Origin of the sequence: Ensifer sp. (assembly GCF_035999185.1) — a bacterium.
Taxonomy (GTDB): Bacteria; Pseudomonadota; Alphaproteobacteria; order Rhizobiales; family Rhizobiaceae; genus Ensifer.
Genome location: NZ_DASYHB010000180.1, coordinates 19,257 through 45,598, shown reverse-complemented (window position 1 = coordinate 45,598; position 26,342 = coordinate 19,257). Strand labels below are relative to the sequence as shown.

19 protein-coding genes are annotated in these 26,342 nt (G+C 63.6%); 10 read left to right on the top strand and 9 right to left on the bottom strand.

The window, feature by feature from the left end; translation table 11 throughout:
* Positions 1-475: 475 nt before the first annotated feature.
* The 4 genes from VGO04_RS24530 to VGO04_RS24515 all read left to right on the top strand — a co-directional run bounded on the left by VGO04_RS24530 (position 476) and on the right by VGO04_RS24515 (position 3,313).
* The gene (locus VGO04_RS24530) at positions 476-715 is read left to right on the top strand and encodes a DUF2171 domain-containing protein (protein WP_327498570.1); all 240 of its coding nucleotides are present in this window, start codon (positions 476-478) and stop codon (positions 713-715) included.
* Positions 712-1,380, top strand: coding sequence for a dienelactone hydrolase family protein (locus tag VGO04_RS24525; RefSeq protein WP_327498569.1), 669 nt, complete (start codon positions 712-714; stop codon positions 1,378-1,380). The genes VGO04_RS24530 and VGO04_RS24525 overlap by 4 nt, the downstream gene beginning before the upstream one ends.
* A gap of 51 nt (positions 1,381-1,431) precedes the next feature.
* On the top strand, positions 1,432-2,325 hold the full coding sequence (locus tag VGO04_RS24520; protein ID WP_327498568.1) for a hypothetical protein: 894 nt from the start codon (positions 1,432-1,434) through the stop codon (positions 2,323-2,325).
* Positions 2,326-2,458: 133 nt separating this feature from the next.
* Positions 2,459-3,313 (top strand): transglutaminase family protein, encoded by an 855-nt coding sequence (locus VGO04_RS24515; protein ID WP_327498567.1) that lies wholly within the window; start codon positions 2,459-2,461, stop codon positions 3,311-3,313.
* Positions 3,314-3,391: 78 nt separating this feature from the next.
* Here VGO04_RS24515 and xth read toward each other — a convergent pair whose 3' ends face one another.
* Both xth and VGO04_RS24505 read right to left on the bottom strand, forming a co-directional pair.
* Positions 3,392-4,210 carry an exodeoxyribonuclease III gene (gene xth / locus VGO04_RS24510; RefSeq protein WP_327498566.1) on the bottom strand — a complete coding sequence of 273 codons (819 nt, stop codon included), beginning with the start codon at positions 4,208-4,210 and terminating at the stop codon, positions 3,392-3,394.
* Between the two features lie 7 nt (positions 4,211-4,217).
* Positions 4,218-4,391: a hypothetical protein gene (locus VGO04_RS24505; protein ID WP_327498565.1), complete on the bottom strand. Its 174-nt coding sequence runs from the start codon at positions 4,389-4,391 to the stop codon at positions 4,218-4,220.
* A gap of 220 nt (positions 4,392-4,611) precedes the next feature.
* On the opposite strand from VGO04_RS24505, the gene treZ reads away from it, so the two are divergent.
* Positions 4,612-6,357 carry a malto-oligosyltrehalose trehalohydrolase gene (gene treZ, locus VGO04_RS24500; RefSeq protein ID WP_327498564.1) on the top strand — a complete coding sequence of 582 codons (1,746 nt, stop codon included), beginning with the start codon at positions 4,612-4,614 and terminating at the stop codon, positions 6,355-6,357.
* Between the two features lie 7 nt (positions 6,358-6,364).
* Here the strand turns inward: treZ and treY are convergent, their stop codons facing one another.
* A complete protein-coding gene (gene treY, locus VGO04_RS24495; RefSeq protein ID WP_327498563.1) occupies positions 6,365-8,920 on the bottom strand; it encodes a malto-oligosyltrehalose synthase in 2,556 nt (851 codons plus the stop codon).
* Between the two features lie 178 nt (positions 8,921-9,098).
* Here treY and VGO04_RS24490 point away from each other — a divergent pair, with 178 nt between their 5' ends.
* A complete protein-coding gene (locus VGO04_RS24490; RefSeq protein ID WP_327498562.1) occupies positions 9,099-9,314 on the top strand; it encodes a hypothetical protein in 216 nt (71 codons plus the stop codon).
* On the opposite strand, the gene malQ is transcribed toward VGO04_RS24490, so the two are convergent.
* Positions 9,287-11,332: a 4-alpha-glucanotransferase gene (malQ, locus tag VGO04_RS24485; protein WP_327498561.1), complete on the bottom strand. Its 2,046-nt coding sequence runs from the start codon at positions 11,330-11,332 to the stop codon at positions 9,287-9,289. The genes VGO04_RS24490 and malQ overlap by 28 nt on opposite strands.
* 36 nt (positions 11,333-11,368) lie before the next feature.
* On the bottom strand, positions 11,369-13,564 hold the full coding sequence (gene glgB / locus VGO04_RS24480) for a 1,4-alpha-glucan branching protein GlgB (protein WP_327498560.1): 2,196 nt from the start codon (positions 13,562-13,564) through the stop codon (positions 11,369-11,371).
* Positions 13,565-13,761: 197 nt separating this feature from the next.
* On the opposite strand from glgB, the gene VGO04_RS24475 reads away from it, so the two are divergent.
* Complete coding sequence (locus VGO04_RS24475; protein ID WP_327498559.1) at positions 13,762-14,067, top strand: DUF2934 domain-containing protein; 306 nt, start codon at positions 13,762-13,764, stop codon at positions 14,065-14,067.
* 26 nt (positions 14,068-14,093) lie between these two features.
* Here VGO04_RS24475 and glgA read toward each other — a convergent pair whose 3' ends face one another.
* Positions 14,094-15,626: a glycogen synthase GlgA gene (gene glgA, locus VGO04_RS24470; protein WP_327498558.1), complete on the bottom strand. Its 1,533-nt coding sequence runs from the start codon at positions 15,624-15,626 to the stop codon at positions 14,094-14,096.
* A gap of 184 nt (positions 15,627-15,810) precedes the next feature.
* On the opposite strand from glgA, the gene glgX (VGO04_RS24465) reads away from it, so the two are divergent.
* Positions 15,811-17,889 (top strand): glycogen debranching protein GlgX, encoded by a 2,079-nt coding sequence (gene glgX / locus VGO04_RS24465; protein WP_327498557.1) that lies wholly within the window; start codon positions 15,811-15,813, stop codon positions 17,887-17,889.
* A 144-nt stretch (positions 17,890-18,033) separates the two neighbouring features.
* Here glgX (VGO04_RS24465) and glgX (VGO04_RS24460) read toward each other — a convergent pair whose 3' ends face one another.
* Entirely contained in the window at positions 18,034-19,962 is a 1,929-nt protein-coding gene (gene glgX, locus VGO04_RS24460) for a glycogen debranching protein GlgX (RefSeq protein ID WP_414650596.1), read from the bottom strand.
* A 23-nt stretch (positions 19,963-19,985) separates the two neighbouring features.
* Positions 19,986-22,445 (bottom strand): glycogen/starch/alpha-glucan phosphorylase, encoded by a 2,460-nt coding sequence (locus VGO04_RS24455; protein WP_327498610.1) that lies wholly within the window; start codon positions 22,443-22,445, stop codon positions 19,986-19,988.
* Positions 22,446-22,843: 398 nt separating this feature from the next.
* On the opposite strand from VGO04_RS24455, the gene VGO04_RS24450 reads away from it, so the two are divergent.
* Entirely contained in the window at positions 22,844-23,713 is an 870-nt protein-coding gene (locus tag VGO04_RS24450) for a hypothetical protein (protein ID WP_327498555.1), read from the top strand.
* A 974-nt stretch (positions 23,714-24,687) separates the two neighbouring features.
* The gene (locus VGO04_RS24445) at positions 24,688-24,822 is read left to right on the top strand and encodes a hypothetical protein (RefSeq protein ID WP_327498554.1); all 135 of its coding nucleotides are present in this window, start codon (positions 24,688-24,690) and stop codon (positions 24,820-24,822) included.
* Positions 24,823-25,071: 249 nt separating this feature from the next.
* On the opposite strand, the gene VGO04_RS24440 is transcribed toward VGO04_RS24445, so the two are convergent.
* Entirely contained in the window at positions 25,072-25,995 is a 924-nt protein-coding gene (locus tag VGO04_RS24440; RefSeq protein ID WP_327498609.1) for a formylglycine-generating enzyme family protein, read from the bottom strand.
* Positions 25,996-26,342 lie beyond the last annotated feature (347 nt).

The window sequence follows — 26,342 nt, the reverse complement described above, 5'->3', positions numbered from 1 at the left end:
AATGTGATTGGGATTGGGCTTGGTGGTAAACTTAATCACCACGCCAAAAATGTTGCCGTCGGGATCGGCAAAAACGATAATCCTCATCGCTTGGATAGCGCCATTCGACGGCGGGCTAGGCGTTCGATTTCCGCGGACCCGTCGTCGGCGTACAGGTCGAGATGATGGCGTTTTGATCCTCGGCTTGAGATGTCACCGAGGTGATCGCGAGCTGAGAGCCGATGCGTCCTCATACGGCTTCCGCAGCGGTTCGTAGTTTCCCGTTTTGGCCCGGTATCCTTGCAGCATGCTCGCCATCGACGGCACTCCCGATGAAGCCGCAACTGCGTGGCACCGTGCCGGATCCGCGATCCGCGGGACCAATGATCTTGCTAGCGAGCATGAAGCTGAAGGACGTTCCGCGAGATGGCGCCACTCGGAACATCCCTACCCCACATCGGTTGCCCCAGCGATGCATTTAGCCCGGGAGCCGATCATGATGTTCGTCGAGCAGTTCAAGGAAGGCCAGCGCGTCATTGGCGCTGACGGAGGCCATGTCGGGACCGTCGATGGCTTGAGCGGCCAGCTTCTTAAATTAAAGAAGAACGACCCTGAATCGGGAGGTATTCACCACTACCTAGACATCGCCCTCGTTGTTGGGGTCGAGGGCGACATCATCAAGTTGATCGTCCCGGCGGCGGAAGCCAAGCAGCGTTGGTCGGAGGCCGCCGAGTGAGTGGAATCGATCGTCGAACACTTCTCGGCACCGCATGCATGGCGGTAACGGCGAACCGGGCATTGGCCCAAGGCACGATCGGCATCGACCGGTTCGGCTCGGGTGGACCGACCGTGTACTTGCTGCACGGTTCGGATGGCTTGACCAATGGAGGACGCTATCAGTTCGCGGCCCAAACACTCGCCAACGCGGGATACACGGTGCTGCTGCCTCGCTACTTCGAAGCGACCGAAGACAGTCGCGCTCGCTATGGGGACATCCGGTCAAAGTTCCCTACCTGGCTGCGAAGGCTCGAGGCGGTGCTCGCGGTGCCGGCGGGCGGGTGGGAGACGGGTCGCGTCGCGGTGGTCGGCTTCTCGCTGGGTGGCGCCCTCGCGCTGTCCCTCGCCTCGAGATCGTCGCGGATTCAAGCCGTCGTCGATTTCTTTGGATTTGAGCCGGAGGGCCTCGGCGAGGGGCGTAAGCTGCCGCCGACCCTGATCCTGCACGGCTCCGCTGATCGCGTCGTCCCGGTCGGGAACGCTACATCGATCGAACGCCTGATTAAATCGCAGGGCGGTATGGTCGAAAGCTATATCTACCCCGGCGAAGGGCATGGGCTTTCGCTTGCGTCGTTGCCGGATGCCATCGCCCGAACGCGACGTTTCCTTCAAAGGCACCTCTAGCTATCCAACACGTGGTTCCGTCTAGCGCCGTGAGCTTCCTAGGGTCGGACGATGCCGAACAAGCTGACCGACCGGATCGAGATCCGACCTGCCGAAGACGCGACGGGCGCGATCGTGGCTTTTCCCTATGATGCAGGCCTCGTCGAACGCTTCCGCGCCCGGTTTCCGGGAGCGAGATGGAGCGAGGAATTGTGCGCGTGGCTGGTTCCGGGCTCGACCGCGGAGCGCCGCCTCGCGGCCTGGCTTCAACGTGAACTTCCTGAACCATTGGCATTTGCTGACGACCGCGGCAGGGACGCCTTCGATTTCGACCCGATCGAGAGCGATTATCTCGAGGCTAACGAAAACCTCCTCATCAGGACTCCTTATTCCCGCGCGGTCATCGATCACATTCGCCGCGTGCCGTGGGCAGCGTGGGACCCAGATGCGAAGCTGTGGCGGGTTCCGTATAGATCGCTCGAGACTCTGAGGTCGTGCTGGCTGTCTATCGAAATCGCGGCTCGGCGGGCGGAACCGAGCGAGCGAAAAAGGCGCCGCGAGGAGCTGAAGCGCTCCGCGGAATTCGTCGAAATCAGGCGACGCGAAGCGGAAAGGCGACAGAAGCGGCTACCCGTCGTGGCTTCGCAGCTCCCTCCCCCCGGACGACCGGTGATGACCACAAGGGGCATAGTGGTGGTTACCGGAAGTGACGGAGAGCTTGTTTATATAGTTGGGGCCGTCGAATCCCAGCCCGGTGTCGATACAACGGAAGATTATGTCTGGGTGTTCTGGCGCTCGCCGACCCTCGACGAGCTTATCCGGACATGGCCGGCGCGGCGGGAGCCGGAGGCGTTGGAAAGAGCGAGAGGATGGTGGCAGCCGACGCTGGAGGATTTGCGCGCGGGCCGGCGGAAAGCGAAGTCGCTCGAACGCGCGGCCGCGACGCGCGCGGCACGCCTGCTGTGATGGAAGCAGGCGCCAAAAATCGTCACCCATGCAGCACTCGCTTACTTTCAGTGCCTGAAATCTCGCCAAGCCCCTAAGGAACAGCGGCTTTCCTGAGGTGTTGCGATCTCACGTTCATCATCGAGATCAAAGCATGGAAATCCGCGTCGGCTACAGGATCGAGATCGCCACGGTCCAACCGGTTTCGTGCATGACGCTACTCGATCCGCACCCGAGCCGCGACGGAGACATCGTCAGCCTGCCGAAGCCTCAGGTGACATCGCTTCGCAGCGGGTCATACGTGCCGGTACGCGAGTACTCGGATGGCTTCGGTAACAGATGCCGCCGGCTTATCGTCCCCGCCGGCGGTGTTCTCTTCGCGAACGACATGATCATTCGCGACTCTGGCAAGCCCGACGACTGGGACAAGGAGGCGGCCGAAATCCTGCCGGACGAGCTTCCGTCCGACGTCATCGAATACCTACTTTCAAGCCGATATTGCGAGGTCGACGAACTGTCACCGATTGCCTGGAACCTGTTCGGCACCTACGCCCCTGGGTGGAACCGGGTCCAGCAGATCTGCAATTATGTCAACGCGCAGATCCGGTTCGATTACCAGTCCGCCCGGAACACGCGGACCGCCGTTCAAGCCCTGAACGAGCGAGTCGGCGTCTGCCGGGATTTCACTCACCTGGCCATCACCCTGTGCCGAGCCATGAACATTCCGGCGCGCTACTGCAACGGCTTCCTCGGTGACATAGGCGTGCCGCCGGACCCGGCGCCGATGGACTACAACGCCTGGTTCGAGGCCTATCTCGGTGGCAATTGGTATGTGTTCGACGCCCGCCACAATGTGCCACGGATCGGTCGAATCCTCGTGGCGCGGGGACGGGACGCCGCCGACATTCCCATGATCCACACCTTCGGTCCACACATGCTCAAGCGGTTTGAGATCGTCACGGAGGAAGTGGTCGCCACCCAGGTTAGAACCGGTGCGTTGCCGGCCTAGGGCCATTGATCCGGGCGCCGCGCGGCCAACAAGGCGTCAACTGCGGATGCAGTCGGTCGCCATTGACCCCGAACTTGATTATCGCCGTTGCCTCCTCCGCGTAACATTCGCATTCAGCCGAACGCACTTTGACAGCTCGATCCAGGCCGGTGCGTGGTCGCTCGCCTTCTCCCAACCGCGGACATGGGCGTCGACGCCGGCGGATTCGAGCCGTCCGACCAGTCCGGGGCTGAGAAGCAGGTGGTCGAGGCGAAGCCCCGCGTTCCGACCCCATGCGTTCCGCAGATAATCCCAGAAGGTGTAGATGCGTTCGCTCGGATGGAGTTCGCGAACTGCATCTGTCCAGCCACGCGCCACAAGCCCGGCGAAGGCATCCCGCACCTCGGGTCGGAAAAGGGCGTCGTCCAGCCATCGTTCGGGGTTGTAGACGTCAAGCTCGGTCGGGATCACGTTGAAATCGCCGACCAACACGACCGGGACTTCGTGCGCGAGCAATTCGTCAGCGTGGCGTGCAAGCCGCTCGAACCAGCGCCGCTTGTAATCGAATTTCGCCCCCGGCGCCGGATTGCCGTTTGGCAAATAGAGGCAGCCGATCAGGATGCCCTTCACGGCCGCCTCGATGTAGCGGCTTTGGGTGTCGTCATCGTCACCCGGAAGGCCGCGCCGGGTCTCGATCGGATCGGTACCACGTGCAAGGATGGCGACCCCGTTCCAGCTTTTCTGACCGTGCCACACGGACCCGTAGCCGGCTGCCTTGATGGCCGCCTCCGGGAAGCCGCCTTGCGGCGTCTTCAGCTCCTGAAGGCAGACGACGTCAGGCTCGGTCTCTGCCAGCCAGCGCAGGAGTACCTGCAGGCGGCCGTTGACGCCGTTGACGTTGAACGTCGCGATCCGCAAGTGAGGCTCAGCGCCGGTCGCCACGATCGGCCTGGCCAGGCTTACGTTCGGTTTTGGCCTGCTTCCGAACGTCTTGCACCAGGGAGAGAGCAACATCGTCGGAATCCTGGAACGTGCCGTCGTCGTCACGGCGCACGTAGCGCCTGTCGGTCCCCATTGCGATCAGTTCGCGCTGAAACATATGTCTCTCTTTCGGGACCACACGTGCCCTAACGCGCGAGACTGCGATTGGATCGAAGCAATTGCGACGGGTCGGGATCGTGAAATTTGCGCGCTATTGGTCAGATCTGATCAACACTTCTCGCAGGTGGAACCCTATCCGAGCGGTCGAATTGCACTTCCAAAACTATCGTTGGCGCCCCCAAAAGCGGCCGCCTAAAGCGCCGCAGCAGGAGTGGAATTTGGATCAGTCAAGTGCTGCCCTAAACGCGGAGTGCTTTCGTTTTGGCGCCTGGCGAGACGGCGAAGAGGCTGTGTTCCGGATCTGGGCACCGGCCGTGGAGCATTTGGCTATCGAGATCGATGGCGCGCAAACCTTCTCCACTTCCAGCCTAGGATGCGGCTGGTTCGAGTATCGAGCCAAACTACCCTACGGTACCCGCTATCGTTACCTACTGCCGGACGGCACGTGTGTTGCCGATCCCGCATCTCGTCAGCAACATGACACGGTGCACGGCCATAGCGTTGTGGCGCCCCCCCACAATTATCGTTGGCGCAGCAACAGCTGGCGCGGACGACCATGGCAAGAAACGATCTTGTACGAGCTGCACGTCGGCCTCTGCGGCGGGTTCGTCGGCGTTGAACAGCGGCTGCCAGAACTCGCGGCGCTCGGCGTAACCGCTATTGAGCTGATGCCGGTTGCTGATTTCCCGGGACAACGATCTTGGGGATATGACGGCGTGCTGCAATTTGCACCTGCCGCCGCCTATGGCACGCCCGCCGAGCTCAAGAGGTTGGTCGATCGTGCGCATGAACTCGGCCTTAGCGTCTTCCTAGATGTAGTGTTCAACCACTTCGGTCCCGATGGCTGCTATCTTCACGCGCTTTCGCCGGAGTTTTTCAAGGCCGGCATTCAGACGCCATGGGGCGCCGGCATCGACTTCGACCGCCCTGAGGTGCGCGCATTTTATCGCGCCTGCGCGCTGCAATGGCTCGACGAGTACCAGTTCGACGGCCTGCGATTCGACGCGGTCCACGCCATCCCCTCGCCCAGCTTCCTGCTAGAGCTGGAGCGCGAGATCCGGCAGGCCCTGCCGGCCGGACGACATATCCATCTCGTCGTCGAGAACGAGGAAAACGAAGCCGACCTGCTGACGACCTATGACGCGCAGTGGAACGATGACTTCCATCATGCCGTCCATGTCCTGCTGACTGGCGAGACCACGACATATTACAGCAGCTTCGCACCGGAGCCGATCCGCCATCTGGCGCGCGTGCTGGAGAGCGGCTTCGCCTTTCAGGGCGAGGTGGCCTCAAGCCGGGGCGGACCTCGCGGCACGCCAAGCGGGCACCTTCCGCCACGGCGGTTCATCAATTGCCTGCAGAACCACGACCAGATAGGCAACCGGCTCTTTGGCGAGCGCCTCCTAGCTCTGGCCGACCCGGCCAAAGTGAAGGTCGCCACCGCGCTGCTCTTGATCTGCCCGCAGATCCCGATGATCTTCATGGGCGAAGAAATCGGCAGCCGAACCCCATTCTACTATTTCACCGACCATGGGCCGGAGCTAGCGCAAGCCGTACGCGAAGGCCGCCAGCGCGAATTCGCTCATCAGCACAATGCTGGTGGCTCGCCGGCTCCCGATCCGAACGCGCCCTCGACATTCGACGCTTCGCGCCCGAAGCCTGGCGAGGATGCTGAAACCTGGCGCGCCCTGTATTGCGACTTGATCGCGCTTCGCCAAGAATGGATCGTCCCGACGCTCGACGCTTGCCGGAGCAAGGGCGCCGAGCCGCTGGGGCCCGACAGCGTCAAAGCGCACTGGGATCTTGCTGGGCGCGAGTTGACGCTGCTGGCGAACTTCGGAGCGGAATCTGCCCGGACGGTGGTATCGGCCGGACGGACCATCGCCTCACTGGGCGATGCTGCGGTGGATGACGGCATCGCGACGCTGAACGGCGCCGCGTTTCTCGCCATCCTATCCGACTAAGTTGCTTTCAGAGGCGGCCGATCGAGACGCGCCAGGGAATGTCCGCCGAGCCTTCGCCGGGGACCACCTCCCGCCCATTCATCTCCGCACCGACGATCGCCTCGAAAAAAAATTCGCCTCCCGGAAGCGCGATGTGGGTATCCCGCCACCAATCGGCGGGCAACATCAACTCGGGAGTGAGGGCGTCGGAACATCTGAGCGGCAGCACGACGACAAGCACCTTGTCGCGGGCCTCCCGTACGAAAGCGAGGATGTCATCTTGCCTGGATCCTGTGACCCGCAATGGCCGGTAAGCGCCGCCGACGAAGAGTTCGGGCCGATGGAGCCGCGCCTGCAGTAGGAGATGCAGGAGATTCTGCTTTATCCTGCCATCCTGCCAGTGCGGTAGAAGCGCGCTCTCATCCGCCAGCTTCTCCAGAGCCTGCTCGCGGTGGCTGAAGTTGACTGGCCGGCGATTGTCGGGATCGACCATGCTCAGGTCCCAGAATTCAGTGCCTTGATAGGTATCGGGGACACCCGGCGCAGTGCATTGGAGGATGAGTTGGACAATCCCGTTCAGCGCAGCGGCCGGCGCAATGCCGTTCACGAACTCATCCAGCGCAGCGAGAAAGGCGAAGCTGCGCGTGCGATCGAGCGCCGCGCGCAGGAACTGCTCCGCCGCCTGCTCATAGGGCTGGTTAGGCGAGATCCAGCCGGTCTTCAGCTTGGCTTCTCGCAAGGCCTTCAGCCACCAGCCGCTCAGCCGGTCGGCATAGTTGCGGGCCGCCTCTAGGCCGCCGGCCGGCCAGGTTCCCACCAGCGTCTGGTAGAACTGGTATTCGTCGCTGCGGTCCAACCCCTCGGGCCGGATCGCTGCATTCTGCTCGAACCAGCTCTCCACCGCGACGCCCCAGCTGACGGCGTTCTCGCTGATGACGGCGAGGCGTGCGCGAACATCCGCTCCGCGCTTATGGTCATGGGTCGCCAACGCCAGCATCGCGCGTGGCTGCGCCACAGCCCGCTCCTGCATCGTCGCGTGAAATTCCGGTACGGAAAGCGAAAACCGCGCCGCGTCGAAGCCGACATCATTGCGCGAGAGCAACCGGCCATAGCGATAGAAGGCGGTATCCTCGACGCTGCGCGCAGCCAGGGGCGAGGTCAGCTGGTTGAAGCGCTGCACCGCCGTTCGACGTAGATCGGTCGGAAGCGCCGCCTCCGCGCCGGCTATCGCGACATTGATGAAATCCAGCGCCAGCTGTTCAGCCTGTGGCTGCGAATGCGCAGCCTCCAACGCCGCGATAAAGAACGGACCAGGATCGTCGCTCTCGTTGCGACCAGTCGCGTAGGTGCGGTAGCTTCGCATCTGGCAGCAGAGAGCAGATGTGGCGCGTCGCATGGCCCCACGGGGAATGTCGACCTCTCGGCCTGTAGCGGTGGCGAGCGCCATCAGCAGATCCACGACCTGTTCGAGCTGGCCTTCAAAGCCATGCTCCAGCACCTCTCGCCGCGCGGCCTGCTCCTCATCCACGAAGCTGGCAGAGCGGCCGCTGATCTCCGACCAGAGCGAGGCCAGTGTGGGCTCGGAGCGCCCGTCATGCAGCACGCCGTTCACCTGATCCATGAAGTCGTAGCCGGTCGTACCATCCACGCCCCAGTTCGCCGGGATCGTCTCGCCCGGCGCGAGGATCTTTTCGACGATCAGCCAGGCCGGACCGGGGGTCGCCCAATCTGGCCGGCTCGGCGACAGCGCATCGAGACGGGCCCGCAGCGTAGCGCAATAGGCGGCCGGATCGGCGAGGCCGTCGACATGGTCGATCCTTAGCCCGTCGATCCACCCACCCTCGTAGAGCGAGAAGGCGATGCGATGTGCGGCATCAAAGGCTTCCGGCTCCTCGATGCGGATGCCCGCGAGCTGGGTGATCTCGAAGAACCGGCGCCAATTCAGCCGGTCGGAGGCGTTGCGCCAGTAGTCGAGATGATAGTGCTGGCGCTCGATCAGTGGCCTCAGCTTCTCGTGATCTCGATAAGCCCCCTGCTGTGCCGCGCGGATTTCTTCGTCATCCTCCTCGCGCAGCGGAAACAGATGCTCGCCGTAGCGAACGGCGAAGCCCCGGCGCGCGGGGTCGTCGACCAAAGTGAGCTTTCCCTGTTCGAGAGCGTCTTGGAAGGGTTCGCCGAGGAAGGGGACATGGATGCGGTTGCCCAAGACCGGGTCCCGCTCGTCGAAGTCGATGTCGAACCAGCGAGCATACCGGCTGCTGCGCCCTCGCTTCAGCAGGTCGAGCCACATTGCATTGTCGTCGCCGCCGACCGCGACATGGTTCGGCACGATGTCCAGAACGAGCCCGAGCCCCTGAGAGCGAAGTGCCTGGGACATGGCGCGAAAGCCTTCGGCCCCTCCGAGCTCCGGGTTAATCTCGTCGTAGCTGATCACATCGTAGCCATGCTTCGAGCCCGACCGCGCAGCGAGGATCGGAGACGCGTAGACATGGGTTACACCGAGCCTGGCCAGATAGCCCGCGACAGCCTGCCCAGCAGAAAACGGAAAGCCGTGATGGAATTGCAGCCTATAGGTCGATAACACCTGATTTGCGCGTGGCAACTCGTCCCCCTCCCCCCGCCGTGAACCCCGCCGTGATGATCCAACGCTGCAGACGCCACGACGGTTCTGCCGACGTACAGTGGTGTTTGCGCGAAAGAATAAAGTTCAGTCTCAGCGGAACGGCCTCCTCAGTCTCGCGTTGGCGTGGTGGAGGCCTCCCATGCAAGTCGCACCGATCCGTTCGCCACTCGACATGCAGCGCGCCGAGACGCGTTTGACGGCGCTGGACATCAAGCCTCGGGGCTCTGAAGAAGAGCTCGAATACGCTGCGTTATGGGACGCGATGGAGCATTACCGCTGTATCACCGAACGACCGTCACCGGCAACGAAGCAGGCAAGCGAGATCCTTCAGCCTCGGCGCGACCGCTCTAGCTGAGCGAGGCGCCTGCGGACGGTCGGGTCGTCGAGCAGACTGGCCGCATCGCCCGAAAGGCGATGACGCCAGTTCGGCTTTTCAACCGTCGTTCCCGGAACGTTGGGCTGGGTACTGATGCCGAGCGCATCTTCCATAGGCACGATCTTCAGCGCACAGGGCGTTGCTGCGACGTAAGCGACAGCGGCATCAACGACCGCGTCAATGTCCGCCGGCTCGGGCCTCTCTCCCTGAACCAGCCCGGCATTTCGGAACGATCCCCATAACAGCCCGCGATCCCAAGCTCGCACCGCCTGCTGCTCTTCGCCGTTGGGGTCGAGATCGGCACCGGCCCACCAGCCCGCCGTCGGCACGAGATCATGGGTCGTGGTCAGCGCAACGGCCTGGGCATCCCAGTCCTGCGGCGGCACATAGCCATGCTCGGTCCGCTCGAAACGCAGGACCCTAAGGCCGGCCACCCCTTGCTCGCGAAGATAGTCCCGGAAGCCGTAAGGCAGCGTGCCGAGGTCCTCACCAATAACGATGGCACGGTGGCGCCAGGATTCGAGCGCAATCAACCGAAAGAGTGTCTCGGACGGGAACTGGACATAGGCCCCATCCAGCGCGCTGCCGCCTTCCGGGATGAGCCAGAGCCGGCTCATCCCCATGACGTGGTCGATGCGGATTCCTCCGACATGGCGCAGGCTCGCGCGCATGGTCTCAATGAAAGGCGCATAACCACTCGCCGACAAGCCGAGCGGTGAGAAGGTGGTCAGACCCCAGTTCTGGCCGTCGGCCGCATAGTAATCGGGAGGCGCTCCGATGCTCAGGCCGATCAGCACCTCGTCCTGCCGGCTCCATGCATGACTGCCCGCGCCGTCCATCCCGATGGCCAGGTCTGCGATCAGCCCGACGGCCATACCGGCGTCGCTGCAGGCCTTCTGGGCTTGAGCATAGGAGCGGCCGAGCAGCCATTGTAGGAAGATGTGATAATCGACCTCCCCGGCATGAGCCTGCGCGAAGGCCGCAACTTCAGCGCTGCGAGGATCGCGCAACGCCGCCGGCCAATTGCGCCAGTAGCCAGCCCCCGGGTCGCGGTTCAACTCCGCTGCCTGCAACGCCTCGAATACGGCATGATCGCGCAGGAGCGGGGAAGCCCGCCGCTGGAAGCGCTCGAAATCCTCGCCCGTTGCGTGAACACGCGTCGCCCGCAACGCATCGAAGACCCCGCGCAGCAGCCTCTGTTTCAAGGCCGTCGCGACCGGCCAGTCGATCAGCTCCTGCGCCGAAAGCGCCGCCATCTCCTCGGCCACACCGGAGTTCTGGATCAATGCGCGCAGCAGATCCTCCGGGATTAATGCACTTGGGTCGGCATGCAGCGGGTTGTAGAATAGCCGGCTCGACGGCGAGTAAGGGCTGAACTGGGCCGGGAACGCGCCATAGAGGGCGTGTACGGGGCTGATCGCCAAAGCGTCCGCGCCCTGCGCGGCGGCGGCGCGCCCGAGCGCCGCAACGCCGGTGAAATTGCCGATGCCGCCATCGCCCTCACTCCGTAGCGAATAAATCTGGGCCGCCAGTCCCCAGCCGGAGCGACCCGCGACATCGGCGAAGGTCACGCAGCGGGGCGGCGCGACAGCGACGGTGAAATCTCCATCGGGTAGTCGCGCCACATGATAGCCCGGGATGTCGAAGGCCGGCAGCACAAGCTCGCCGTCGAGTGCCTCGAGCGAGCGCACGACCCGCTCTCCACCTCCCTCGAGCACGATCGAAACCGGCGTGCCAGCCGGCACTTGCGCGGGCAGGCTCACCAGCTCTCCGAGGCGCGCCGTGACGAAGCGCGCCGATCCGTGCAACATCGCCCCTCCTGCCGCCAGCACGAGGGAATGGTTCATGTCGGCGAGAGATGTAGCCTGCCAGCCAAGTGCAGCCAGGATAGCTCGCAGGCTCTCCGGAGAAACGGCGCGCTCGGTCCCGGCCTGGTCGGTCCAATGCGTGGCGATCCCAGCTTTCGTCGACAGTTGCCGCAGCGTCTCGTCACTCATAGGCCGCACTCCGCGGTGGCCGTCTGCCGGGCTGCGCTACGCGGCATGCTCGAGCACCAACAGGCCGAGCGGCGGCAGCGTCAGCGTGAGGCTCTGCGCCTCGCCATGCGATTGGGCGTCGGCCGCCCGGCATTCGCCTCCATTACCGAGCCCGCTGCCGCCATAGACCGGCGCATCGCTGTTCAGCCGCTCCCGCCAGAGGCCCGGTTCAGGCACACCGATCCGGTAGTCGTGCCTGGGCACCGGCGTCATGTTCGCAACGACGAGCAGCGGCGCCCTGCCGTCGCCGGCCGACCGCGTGAAGGCGAAGACCGCATTGGCGTTGTCGTCGGCGATGAGCCAGGCAAAGCCTTCCGGCTCGTGGTCTAGGCGGTGAAGTGCCGGTATCCCGCGATAGAGCGCATTGAGGTCGCGGACGAGCCGCATCGTCCCGCGCCGGCGATTATCGTCATCGGCCGGCCAGGGGAAAGGCGCGTCGACGTTCCATTCCGCGGCCTGCCCGAATTCGCAGCCCATGAAGAGCAGCTTCTTACCCGGATGCGTCCACATCAGCGCCAGGCACAGGCGAAGATTGGCGAAGCACTGCCAGTCGTCGCCCGGCATCCGCGAAAGAAGCGAGCCTTTACCGTGGACCACCTCGTCATGGGAAATCGGCAGCACGAAGTTTTCCGAGAAGGCATAGATCAGCCCGAAGGTGATATCGTCGCCATGATAGCCGCGATGGATCGGCTCGCGCCCGAAATAGCGTAGCGTGTCGTGCATCCACCCCATGTTCCATTTGAAATGGAAGCCGAGCCCTCCATGATGGACGGGTCGGGTCACACCGGGCCAGGCGGTCGATTCCTCGGCGATCGTGACCGCGCCGCGCCCGCGCGCGCCGATCAGCGTGTTGAGTTCCTGGAAGAATGAAACCGCCTCAAGGTTCTCCCGCCCGCCATAGCGGTTCGGCACCCACTCTCCCGCCGGGCGGCTGTAATCACGGTAGAGCATCGAAGCGACAGCATCGACCCGTAGCCCGTCGAGATGGAAGGTCTCGATCCACCAGAGGGCCGACGCGATCAGAAAGCCGCGCACCTCGCGCCGGCCGACATTGTAGATCAGCGTGTTCCAGTCGCGATGCAAGCCCTCCCGCGGATCCTCATGCTCGTAGAGCGCCGTGCCGTCGAAGCGGGCGAGACCGTGCTCGTCGGACGGAAAATGCGCCGGCACCCAATCCAGGATCACCCCGATACCGGCAGCATGACAGCGGTCGACGAAGCGCGCGAAGGCCTCGGGCGGACCAAGCCTCGCCGTCGGCGCGAACATCCCGAGTGGCTGGTAGCCCCAGGATCCACCGAACGGATGTTCGGTGATCGGCATTAGCTCGACATGGCTGAAGCCCAAATGTTCGAGATAGGGAATGAGCCGATCCGTCGCCTCGTCCCAAGAGCCCATCTGTCCCCATTCGGTCCTGAGCCAGGAACCGACATGCACCTCATAAGCGCAAAGCGGCTCGGCCATGGGACGGGCCTGCTCGCGGCGCGCGAGCCAATCGGCATCGCTCCAGGTGAAATCGCTCGGCTCGGCGACAATCGAGGCCGTCAGCGGCGGCGTCTCCGTGCGACGCGCCAATGGGTCGGCCTTCCAGCTGATACCTCCCCCCACGGAGGTGACGGCGTACTTGTACACCGCGCCGGGAGCGAGGCCCGGCACGAACAGCTCCCACACCCCAGGCCCAAGTCTGCGTCGCATCGGATGCCGCCGCGGGTCCCAGCTGTTGAAGTCTCCGACTACCGAGACATGCTCGGCGTTTGGCGCCCAGACGGCGAAGAGCACACCGATGACACCATCAAACTCCCGCAAATTCGCCCCGAGGCGCGTCGCGATGTCAAAATGCCTTCCCTCGGTGAAGAGATAAATGTCCTCCTCCGACAGAAGCAGGCCGAAGCTGTAGGGATCACCCGCCTCCGCGATACCGCCCGGCCAGGAGATGCGCAGGCGATAGGCTCCGGCTTCGGGGGCAAGGCCTTCAAAGAGCCCCTCTGCCGTGCCCTGCATCGGCCCAACCATCCGTGCGCCTTCGTTGTAGGTGATCAGCTCGACATAGTTGGCGCCAGGCAGGAAGGCGCGCACGACTGACTGCCCATCGACGGCATGTCGACCGAGCACGGCAAAGGGATCCGGATGCCGGCCATCGACCAGAAGGTGGAGATCGTGGGGCGGAAGCGTTGGGAATGTCAGCACGGCTTCCATCAAATGAAATCCCGGATCATCAGGGGCAACAGCAGCTTTCTCGACTCGGACAAGAAGCGCTCGGCGACCTCGCGGCATAGATCGTGCACGTTCTGATTTCTCGACGAGACCAGCTGAGAAAAATCCGAACAGAGGAACCCGCCGCGAAAGCGAGTGTTTGGGCAAAGCAGCGTCGAGCCGCCACAGGGAGAATTGCCATGAGCCGTGACCAGATCATCCGCGATACCGCGTACGCTATCTGGGAGGCGGAAGGAAAACCGGAAGGTCGGGCGACCGAGCATTGGAAGGAGGCCGAGGCACGGGTGGACCAGAGCCTGAAGATGAGCAAGGGCACCCTTTCCGAGAGCGCGACCGCTGCGCCCGCATCGCGCAAGCCGAAGCCTAATGCTCCGGCGAAGGCGGGAGCCAGCGCGCTGCCGAAGAATGGAACCGGCGCGGTCGCGAAAGAGCCAAAGGGCTCCTCCAGAACGGCAACGGACCGTTCCTCGAAAGCGAAGGTTTGAAGGGATCCAAAATCCGGCGCAGGCTCTCACGTGTGGAGCGCCCGCGCATAGACATGAGCGTAACGATGGCACGGGTGATGCCAGTCAAAGCGCTTGGCCATCGCGTGTTCGCGCATGCGGCGAAAGGCCTTCTTGGTACGGAAGGCCTGCAGCGCTCGCGTGACAGCGCCCGTCAGCCCCGCTCCTGAAAGTGACGAGAACAGGAAGCCGGATAGGCCGTCCTCGATCGTGTCGACGAGGCCGCCGGTGCGATAGGCGATCGGCAGCGTGCCGAAGCGCTGGGCATACATCTGGCTGAGCCCACAAGGCTCGAAGCGGGACGGCATCAGCAGGAAATCGCTAGCGGCGAAGATGCGGCGCGCCTCGGCATCATCGAAGCCGATGCGCGCCGCGATCGCGCGCGGGTTCTGACGCGCCAACCGCTGAATTTCCTCCTCCAGCCTGCGTTCGCCACGCCCGGTGACAACGAGTTGACCACCGTTGGCAACGATGGTCTGTGCCGCCTCGATCGACAGGTCGACGCCCTTCTGGTGGACGAGCCTGGAAATGATCGCGAAGAGCGGCCCGCGCGATTCCGGCAAGTGGAAGCTCTTGCGGATGCTATCGGCATGCCCACGCTTCCAGCGCCTCAATGCCGAGGCGCATGCCTTCTCACCATGGGCAGGCGAGATCCAGCTATCATCGATGCCATTGACGATGCCGGTGAGCCGGCCTTGATCCATTCGAAGCTTGAGGAGGCCATCCAGGCCGCAGCCATGCTCGGCCCTCGTGATCTCCCGGGCATAGGTCTCGCTGACCGTGGTGACGTGCGAGCCATAATAGATCCCGGCTTTCAGAAAGGAGAGCTGGCCGTGGAATTCAATGCCATCGACCGCGAATGCGCGCTCGGGAATGCCGAGCGGCGCCAGGCGCGAAGGATGGTAGAGTCCCTGGTAGGCCAGGTTGTGGATCGTCAGGATCGTCGGCGTCTTGAGCCCCTTCCAGCGGATATAGCCGGGCGCCAGGCTGGACGGCCAATCGTTCACATGGACTACGTCGGGTTTCCAGTTGGGATCCGCTTCGCCCGCGGCGATCTCGGCAGCGGCGAGCGAGAGGCGCGCGAAACGGATATCGTTGTCGAGAAAATCCCCCCCGCCGAATGGGCCGTAGGGCGAACCTTCGCGATCGTAGAGTTCGTCGCAGAGTACGGCGTAGATTGTGAGGCCGTCAGCGGTGTTGAAGCGCCCGAGGGACCAGGGAGGCAATCCGGCCGTCCGCGGCATCTGCTTCACGATATCCATGGCGGGCTTTGCTGCTCGCACCTGCCGAAAACCCGGCAGCAGGACTCTGATGTCGCAGAAGCTGCGCAGCTGCCGCGGCAGTGCGGTCGAGACCTCGCCCAGCCCCCCCGCCTTAATGAAATCGCCCATTTCGGAGGTGACGAAGAGCAGTCTTGTCGCCGCGGTTATAGGAGACGGCTCTTCGGGGGGATCATCCTGGACGGCCGGAGCGTAGTGAAGAGCGTGGCCGGATGTCGACAGGCCGGCGTTCGCTTCGGTGATCTTCAGAACGTCCGCCATCGTCGCATCCTTGGTCTACGAGACCGCAACCGCGGCCCCCTCGGCAAGTTCCTTGCTACGGTGCAAAAATTTCATGCAAGATCGGGGCCCACCCGGAACCGCGACCGGGCTGCGACGTTGCTGGCAGCGCAACGAGCAGCGTTCTGGCGAAATCCTTTCGCCCGCCTCGCCGGGATGACAGCGCATGACGCAAGATCAGTTCGAAGTCCGATCCGGCTCGCCGGTCGAGCTGGGTTCAAACTTCGACGGCGAAGGAACGAACTTCGCGCTCTTCTCGGCGTACGCCGAGCGGGTCGAGCTCTGTCTCTTTAATGACACCGGAACGGTCGAGACGGGACGGATCGTGCTCCCCGAATATACTGACGAGATCTTCCATGGCTATCTGCCGGGCGTCCGGCCCGGTCAGCGCTACGGCTATCGCGTGCATGGCCCCTTTGCTCCCGAGGAAGGCCATCGCTTCAATCCCAACAAGCTGCTCCTCGATCCCTACGCCAAGGAGTTCTCGGGCGTCGTCGACTGGAACGATGCGCATTACAGCTACCAGATCGGCGTCCAGGACGACCGCGATCTGAGTTTCAGCGAGTTCGACAGCGCGCCGTTCATGCCGAAATGCGTCGTCTGCGACTGGGTAGCCGACGCGGGCGCGGCGGCCAAGCCCGCAGTCGCCTGGGACCGTACGATCTTCTACGAGACCCATGTCCGCGGCTTCACGATGTTGCATCCGAAAGTGCCGCACGACGACCGGGGAACTTTCGACGGGCTGCGGCACAAGGATGTGATCGCCTACATCAAGAGCCTGGGCGTCACCTCGGTCGAGCTGCTACCGGTCCATGCCTTTCTCGACGACCATCACCTGGTCGCCAAAGGGCTCTCAAATTACTGGGGCTACAACTCCATCGGCTTTTTCGCGCCGATGCAGCGCTACGCAGGTCAGGCCGGGCTTGCCTCGTTCCGGCAGATGGTCCGCGCCTTTCACGATGCTGGGCTCGAGGTGATCCTCGACGTGGTCTACAACCACACGGCCGAAGGCAATGAGCTGGGACCAACCCTCTCCTTCAAGGGCATCGACAACTTTTCGTATTACCGGACAATGCCCGGCGAGCCACGCTTCTACATCAACGATACCGGCACCGGTAACACGGTGAATACCAGCCATCCTCGCGTTCTGCAGCTCGTGCTGGACTCCCTGCGCTACTGGACCGAGGTGATGGAGGTCGACGGCTTTCGCTTCGATCTCGGCACCATTCTCGGCCGCGAGCCACATGGCTTCGATCCACGCGGCGGCTTCTTCGATGCGATCGGCCAAGATCCAGTGCTACGCAAGGTCAAGCTTGTCGGCGAGCCCTGGGACATCGGACCGGGCGGCTATCAGGTGGGCGGCTTCCCGCCGGGATGGTCCGAGTGGAACGACAAGTATCGCGACACGATCCGCGCCTATTGGAAAGGCGAGGAAGGTATCATCCGCGACCTCGCCGCCCGCGTCACCGGCTCCGGCGACGTCTACGACCAACGCGGCCGCAGGCCTTGGGCGGGCGTGAATTTCATCACGGCCCATGACGGCTTCACTCTCAACGACCTCGTCTCCTACAACGACAAGCACAACGAGGCTAATGGCGAGGGGAACCGGGACGGTCACGGCCACAACCTCTCCTTCAACCACGGAGCGGAAGGACCCACGGACGATCCCGGGATCATCGCGGTGCGCGAGCGCCAGAAGCGCAACCTGCTAGCAACTCTGCTGCTCTCCCACGGCATGCCGATGCTGCTCGCCGGCGACGAGCACGGCCATTCCAACCATGGCAATAACAACGTCTATGCGCAGGACAACGACACCGCCTGGATGCGCTGGGATGAGCTGACGCGCAGGGACAAGGCACTGACGGAGTTCGTGCGCCGCGTGGCGCAACTACGGGCCGAGCACCCGATCTTCCGCCGCGCCTCCTTCCGGGACGGCTGCCTGCTGCGCTGGATCAATCCTGCTGGAGGCGAGCAGCTGGAGGAGCATTGGGACGATCCGGGCGTGCTCGCCATCGGACTGCTGATGCATATGCCAGATGTTGAGGCCGGCGGAGACGAGGCGCTGATCCTGTTCAACGCCTTCGACGGCGAGGTCCCCTTCAAGATCCCGCCGCGGGTGAAGACCGGCTCATGGTCGGTCGTTCTTGACACTGAGATCGGCCCCAGTTCCGACGAGGGCCGCAAGGGGTTGAGGGCCGATCAGGAGATCACGCTGTCGCCACGCTCGCTGATCGTGCTGATGTGAGGATGTCTGTCGGTCCTTTGTGGGAACGCGACGTCAATCTGAGCCTGCGCCGGGATGCATCTTAAAGCGCGGCCCTCTCCCATGGGTCCCGGAGCGGCGCGGCTAAGGCCGCTTGTCCAAGATGGCGGCATGGCTCTGGTGCGCTCAAGACGCCGACATCGACCACAGTCCGACCCCGCGCGCCGGCAGCGATCCATCGTCAGCCGCCGCCGAGACGAACATCCTTTCCCAGTGCCCATCCGGCATCGCCATGGGCAGAGTCCGCTGCCCCCGGTTGATACCAATCAAAAGGCCCTCTCCCTCCCGTTCGATCCGAAGGCAGACGGCGTCCATGCTGTGCCACTCGTCATCGCCGATCGCCGTTCCATCTGGCTTGAGCCATCGCGCATTGGCCTCCCCACCCACTCCGCTAAGAAAGGCGTCGGCCGTCAGTGAGCGATGCTCGCGACGCAGGCGCGCCAGCATCGCGACGAAGCCGATCAGATCCGCATCGGCCTTCGCCCAGTCGAGCCAGGTCGTCTCGTTGTCCTGGGCATAGGCGTTATTGTTGCCGCCCTGTGTCCGGCCGAACTCGTCTCCCGCCGTCAGCATTGGGATGCCGAGCGAGAGGAATAGCGTAGCGAGCAAGGCCCGGATGTCCCCTGCGCGCGCCGCATTTACCTGCGGATCGCCGCTCGGCCCCTCGACGCCATGGTTCCAGCTATGGCTGTCATTTTCGCCGTCGCGGTTATCCTCGCCGTTCGCAGCATTGTGCTTGGCGCTGTAGGCCACCAAATCGGCGAGGGTGAAGCCGTCATGAGCGGCGAGGAAATTGATGCTGGCCCGCGGGCCGCGATGCGCCGGCTCGAACAGGTCGGAAGAGCCTGCGAGCCGGGTCGCCAGCGCCCCGGCGATGCCGGCATCTCCGCGCCAGAAGCGCCGCAGATCGTCACGATAGCGGCCGTTCCATTCCGCGAACGGGATAGGAAAGGAACCGAGCCGATAACCGCCGGGGCCGATATCCCAAGGTTCGGCGATAAGGGTGGCCCGCGCGAGTGCCGGGTCCTGCAAGATAGCACTCAGCAGCGGCGCTTCGGCGGTGAAGCCCGTCGCGGTCCGGCCCATGACTGTCGCGAGATCGAAGCGGAATCCGGAGACGCCAGCGCACTGCCAGTGACGCAGCGCATCCATCGCCATACGCATCACCGGCGCGCGGTCGAGCGCCAGCGTATGGCCGCAGCCGGTATCGTTGATGAGGCGGCCGGGGTCGTCGTCGGCGTGCCGATAGTAGACCGCGTTATCGAGCCCGCGCAGCGCAATGGTTGCGCCGAATTCGTCGCTCTCGGCGGTATGGTTGAGGACGACATCGAGGATGACGCCGATGCCCGCCTGCGCGTAGACCGCGCAGAGTTCGCGCATACCGGCCATCCCGCCGGGCATCAGCCGCGGATCGGGCGCGAAGAAATTGATGGGGTTGTAGCCCCAGCCATTGGAGAGTCCGAGCGGTGGCAGATGGCGCTCATCCATCCAGGCCGCGATCGGCATGAGCTCGACATGGCTGACGCCGAGCCGGCGCAGATGGTCCAGGATGCAGGGTTCGGTCAGGGCCGCGAGCGTGCCGCGCAGGCGCTCCGGCACGTTAGGATGGCGCATCGTGAAAGACCGGACGCCCAGCTCGTAGATGAACGCTGGTGGATCGGCCGGACCGACGAGCCGGGCGCCCCGATCCGTCACGATGCAGCGGGGGACCAGGCCCGCCGTGTCCTCGCCATGCACAGCGAGACGCGGGTCCCAGCGGAACGTGCGGTCGATGGCTGTGGCGTACGGGTCGACAAGAAGCTTCGACGGGTCGAAGCGATGACCGAAATCGGGACGCCACGGCCCTACGGCCCGCAACCCGTAGCGCAGCCCGGCGCTGCCCCCCGGGAGGAAGCCGTAATGAATGTCGCCGCCGCGGCAAGGCAGAGGCAGGCGGGTGATTTCCTGCTCGCCGGCCTCGTCGAAGAGGCAGAGCAGCACACGCTCACCATGGCGCGAGAACACCGCAAAGGAGACCCCTTCCGGCGTGGTCGTCGCGCCGAGCCGCGAAGGCATCGAACAGCGGGCCAGTTGCACCGTTAGGCCTGGCTCGCCTGGCCGGCGGGGATATGCCAGATGCGCTCGGCATATTCGCCGATGGCACGGTCGGCGCTGAACCAGGCGCAGTGCGCGGTGTTGGTCACCGACATCCGCCACCAACGGGACCGGTCGGCCCAGAGGGTGTCGACCCGCCGCTGCGCCTGCCAGTAGCTCTCGAAATCGTTCAGCACCATGAACCAGTCATTGGCCCGCAGCCCCTCGACGAGCCCGGCGTACCGATCGCGCTCTCCGGGCGAATAGGCGCCTCCGGCCACCGCATCGAGAACGCCTTCGAGGCGCGGAGTCTGGCGGATCACCTCGTGCGTCGGCCGCGGATCACGCTTGGCCGCCTCGACCTGCTCGGCCGTCATCCCGAAGATCACGATGTTGTCCTCGCCGACACGCTCGCCGATCTCGATATTGGCGCCGTCGAGCGTGCCGATGGTGATCGCCCCGTTCAACGCGAACTTCATATTGCCGGTGCCGGACGCCTCCATGCCGGCGGTCGAAATCTGCTCGGACAGGTCGGCGGCGGGGATGATGACCTCCGCCCGGCTAACATTGTAGTTCGGCAGGAACACCACTTTCAGCCGGTCGCGGGTGGCGATGTCGTTGTTGACCACGGCCGCCACATCGTTGATCAAGTTGATGATCGACTTGGCGGTCGTGTAGTTGGAGGCCGCCTTGCCGGCGAAGATTTTCACGCGCGGCGCCCAGTCCCGATAGGGCTCGGCGCGGATGGCGTTGTAGAGCGCTATGGTCTCGAGGATGTTGAGAAGCTGGCGCTTGTACTCGTGGATCCGCTTAATCTGGACATCGAACAGCGCCTCGGGGTCGACGGTGACGCCGCAATCCTGGCGGATGATCCCGGCAAGCTTCAGCTTGTTCTCGCGACGTATGGCCGCCAATTGCTCATGGACCGCGCCGTCGGCTGCATGGGCGCCGAAACGCCGGATCAGGCTGATATCGTCCGCCACCGCAGGGCTGCAGACTTCCTCCAGCAGCCGGGTGAGGCCGGGGTTAGCGCTGAGCAGCCAGCGCCGGGGCGTGATCCCGTTGGTCACGTTGGTGATCCGGCCCGGCAGCGTCCGGTGAAGCTGCGCGAAGACAGTCTCTTTCATCAACTCCGTGTGCAGCGCCGAAACCCCGTTGACCACATGCGAGCCGACGAAAGCGAGATTAGCCATCCGCACCCGGCGACCATGCTGTTCGTCGATCAGCGAGAGACTCGCGAGATCGGCATCCGGCGAGGCCCGGCGCACCCCGTCAAGGAACCGCGCATTGATGGCGTAGATGATTTGCATATGCCGTGGGAGGAGCCGCTCGACCAGCGCAACCGGCCAAGTCTCTAGCGCCTCCGGCAATAAAGTATGGTTGGTATAGGAGATCGTCGCATTGGTGATCTCCCAGGCCTTCTCCCAGTCGAAGCCATGCTCGTCGAGCAGGAGCCGCATCAACTCGGCCACCGCGAGCGAGGGATGCGTGTCGTTGAGCTGGATCGCGACCTTGTCGGCAAGATTGTCGAGCCTGCCGAACTGGCGGTGATGGCGGTGGACGAGATCCTGCAGCGAGGCCGAGGTGAAGAAGAACTCCTGCCGCAGCCGCAGTTCCTGCCCAGCGGGTGTCGAGTCGTTAGGATAGAGGACTTTCGAGATCGCTTCCGCGCGGTTGCGCTCGGCGACGGCGCCGACTAGGTCGCCTTGGTTGAAGGCGTCGAGGGACAGCGGATGCATCGCCCGGGCGCGCCAGAGGCGCAGCGTCGATGCATCGCGCCCGCGCCAGCCGGCGATCGGCGTGTCATAGGCGACGGCGAAAACCGTCTCGCCCGGCGTCCAGACGACCTTGTCCGGCCCTCCGGCCGAAACCCAGCCGCCGAAACCGATACGGTACGAGGCCTCCCGCCGCTCAAACTCCCAGGGGTTGCGGAAGGAGAGCCAGTCCTCCGGCATCTCGACCTGACGGCCATGCTCGATGCCCTGCTTGAAGAGGCCGTGGTCGTAGCGGATGCCGTAGCCAAGCGCCGGAACGCCCGTCGAGGCCATTGCCTCCATATAGCAGGCTGCAAGCCGGCCGAGACCGCCATTGCCAAGCGCTGCGTCAGGCTCGATCGTCTCGATCGCCGGGAGATCAACCCCAAGTTCGCTCATCGCTTGTGTCATCGGCTCCGTCAGGCCGAGATTATTCAGCGTGTCGGCGAGCGATCGGCCGATGAGGAACTCGAGCGAGAGGTAATAGACGCGCTTACGGCCCGTAGCATAGCTCTGCTGGGTGCTCGCCTGCCAGACATCGATCACATGGTCCCGGACAGCCAGAATCGCAGCGGTAAGCCAGTCATGCGGTTTCGCGACCGACGGGTTCTTGCCGAGCGAATAGGTGAGCTTGCGAAGGATTTCGGCCTTGAGAATGCTTACGTACTCGTCGGAGCTAGTGCCAACGAACGCGCATGGATCGTCTGCGATGAGTGTCAAACTGCCAGCGTCCTCTAGCTGTGGGCGAACTGCAGACTAGGAGATAGCGCCCGGTGAGCCAAGTCGACGCGTGTCAAACTCGCAAGCGACGAAAGTAAGTGCCAATCCCGTGCTCGTTGTCCCTTCCGGAACTCATTTGCCATTCATCCGGCAATTCCGCTGAGATGCGTCCCTAGTAGGGCTTGCCACGCTTAACGCTGGGTACGCTTCTGATCTTCGCGTCTCGATGGGTGCCGGAACATGTCCACTAACTGTGCAGTTATTGGAGCACGCGCGCTCGCGCAGCTGTGAACGGGGGCTGTCATGGACAGTATCATCTATCTCGTCGGTCTCGTCGTGGTCGTCTTGGCCATCCTGTCCTTCCTCGGTCTTCGATAAGGGGTTTCGCCATGTCCCTCGGTTCAACTGACGTCGTCGTTGTCACCCCTCCTGGATCCGACACTCCCTCAGGATCCTATCTTGAGTGGAGCCCGATCTTCGGAGGCGCCGTTCTATCTGCCGCCATCTCGACGATCATGGCAGCTTTCGGATCGGCAATCGGGTTATCATTGGTCTCGGCCGACACGTCGCGCTCCAGCAGCATGACGGCTCTGGCCATTGCGGCGGCGCTGTGGGCGCTTTGGGTAACGGTGTCGGCCTGCGGTGCAGGCGGCTATCTCGCAGGTAGGATGCGCAAACCCCTGGCAGACTCAAGCTCGCACGAGCGCGGTGTTCGTGATGGCGCACATGGTCTCGTCGTGTGGGCCGTCGGTGCTCTGTTGGTCGCCTTCCTCACCTCATCCTCGCTGGTCGGAGCGGCCAAAACGGCTGTGACGGGCGCCGCTGCCACTGCAGGCGGAGCCGGCGCCCTGATCAGCCAGCAAGCTGATCCGCTCGCATCTGCGGTTGATAGCGTGATGCGTGCGAATGGCACCGAACCTGCGACGCAGGGCGAGCGCGATGAGGCGTCGCGGATCCTCGTTCGCAGCCTCGCGAATGGCAGTCTCGATGCGGCTGATCGCGGATATATTGCCTCGCGTATGGCAGCTCGCATGAACATCGCGCAGGCCGAAGCCGAGAAGCGAATCGATGATGCTTACGCCCGACTGAATCAAGCCAAGGAAACAGCCAAGCAGGCGGCGGAGAAGGCACGGAAGACCGGCGTCATCGTCGCTTTCTTGACGGCGGCCGTGCTCCTTGTCGGAGCGGCTGCAGCATACTTGGCGGCCATGATGGGCGGTCGTCATCGCGACGAAGAGATCGACGTTTTCGCGCGCTGACAGAGGGAGCAATCGCACAGGAATTTTTCTGCCGACGGCAGCGCCCACATTAGCAGATCGGTCAAATCGTGATCCCAGTCAGAGGCCCGTCGCCAGCAGGCGGCGGGCTTGGTGTTTGGACTTTGGATGCCTGCGGTACCATCCTATAGCGCCGCGCTCGAAGAGGATGCTACTGTGGCCTTTCCGGGCGCAGCGGTCTCTAGCGGTAGAGGTAAGCGGGCCTCTCCAATTGGGCTGCCGGCGCGCCGTGAGGCTGTTGAGGCTGGAGAGCCTCGCGCCGGCAGCCGCCGCTCCTTCGGGGGGAACTGGCGAAGGTGGCCAGCGAAAGATGGAAGAACCGAGGTGGCGAGGCGTCATGCATTCGGATGAGGCCGCGCTGGTTCCGGATCGCAAACATTAACATCATAGACACGATGATGTTGCGCGGCGGCGCGTGTCCCAAGCATAAGACATGGCCGCGCGCTACCGGCCGCGTGTTCAGTTGTTGGTGTCCGCGCAGGCAAATGTTCCAAGGAACTCTCCGCACTTAAGGCAGAAAGTCGCGGGGAATCACCAGTGCAATCGTCGCGGCGCATGTTAGAGGGGGCTAACCGCCCAATCGTGAACAGCCGAGAGAAGGACAGTAGGCACCTTGAGCGCGCCGGACGTCCATTTTCATACTACACATAAGTGATTCTAGTGTGCAATTTCAGTCCGGAACTTCGGAGAGTATAGCGGACGCCACTATCCACGTGCTCTGTTTCCTCGAAAGCGCGGGCGGCATTCCTCTGGCGAAACAGCAAAGCCGGTTGCCCGGTCGGCTTTAAGGCCCCTACCATTCCAGCGGTATGCGGTAGTTGTCGTTGTCGAAACGTGGACGTGGCCTCTTTTCGAATGCTCCCCAGCGATCTCGCATCTGTCGAAGGGTTGCGTGCTTGTCGCCGCATCGACCGCAGCGGACAATCGCATCCTCATGCGGCCAGTGACGCACGCTGATGGACGTTGAGCCGCAGAGCTTGCAGACGATCGGATTTGCACTCGCAGCCGCAATTGCCAAGGACGACGCCAGCGCAGCCATGATGGCAGTGCGAAGCCAGGCGCCTATGTCGCTGCTGTTGATCAGCATCTGACACTCCAACGCATGGGCCGCTATGGCGGCCGGTACCCTCCAGAGGCCATGCCAACATGAACACTAACGAGGCGCAAGCCGCGCTGATCGCGCTCAGCTACGCTGACGAGACACACCCGGACATGACAGGCTCAAAAAGCAATCCCCCGCGCTATCTCTCGGACGTTCAGTCGGCTCGCGTCCAGTTGCGGACTCTCGGCAAGCCTTGGGCTCACAGGCCAAATGTCACTTTGATCGCCCCTCCCTCGAGCTATGGGTCGGAGGCCGGTCGCCAGACACAGCGGAAACCGAGATGGCTGGTCGAGGTGTCGACGGGTTCCGCATGACGTGCGGCCGGTCGGTAGCGCCGGCAATAATTGGGCGCGCAGAGATGTGAGCCACCCTTGATGACCTTGCGCGGGATGCTGATACCGGGCAGGTCCGGATCATAGCTGTCGCCCTCGCTGCCGCCGCGCGGGTTCTGCGGGATGCAGCATGCCTTCCCGGAGTCGGCCTGATGTTTGGCCGTGTACCAGTCCGTAGTCCATTCCCAGACATTGCCGATCATGTCTCGGAGGCCGTAGCCGTTCGCCGGGAACGAAGTGACGGGCGAGGTGCGTTCGAAGCCATCCTCGGCAAGGTTCCGATGCGGAAAATCGCCTTGCCAGGTATTGGCCATATGGCGCCCGCCGGGAATGAGGACGTCGCCCCAGGCGTACTCGGCGCCGCCCAGCCCGCCGCGCGCGGCAAACTCCCATTCGGCCTCGGTCGGCAGGTCCTTGCCGACCCAGCGCGCATAGGCGAGAGCGTCCGCGAAGGTCACGTGGACGACCGGGTGATTGTCGAGCGCGTTGATGTTGCTCCTCGGGCCGTAGGGATGGCGCCAGTCGGCCCCCCTCAGCAAGCTCCACCACTGGGTAAAATTACCTCGGTCGACCGGCTCCGAGGGCTGGGAGAATACGAGGGAGCCCGCATACAGCATGTCCGGCGGCGTCCCGGGATAGTCCTGCGGATCGGGAGCTACCTCTGCGAATGTGACATGGCCCGTCGCCTTGACGAAGTCCTTGAACTGCCGGTTCGTGACGGGCGTTCGGTCCATCCAGAAGCGGTCGACGCTCACCCGATGGACCGGGGCCTCCTCGGGATAATGCCGGTCGGATCCCATGCTGAAGATGCCGCCAGGTACGGCGATCATGGCCGCGGGCGCAGCGCCAGTCAGAGAGGCGCTGTCGCGCCCGATAGTCGCAGGCGCCGTCGGGGCCGCAATGTTTAATTCGGACATGACATCCCCATCCGTCAGCGTCCGGCAGGCGCTCCGAGGCGATAATCCCGTTGAAGCTGCGCAGTGGAGGACGGACGGATCGACTGGCATTCATCGAAATAGAAATTGCCCGGCTGCCGATTGACAGGGTTGGCGCAGATCGTGGCCAGGTCCACCTGTTGCGATTGCGATGTCTGGCAGGCTGACAGTACGAGCCCGACGAGGGTCGCCAAGCAGATTGTCCGAATGACGTTCATCACCAGCCTCCAACTCCCGGATGT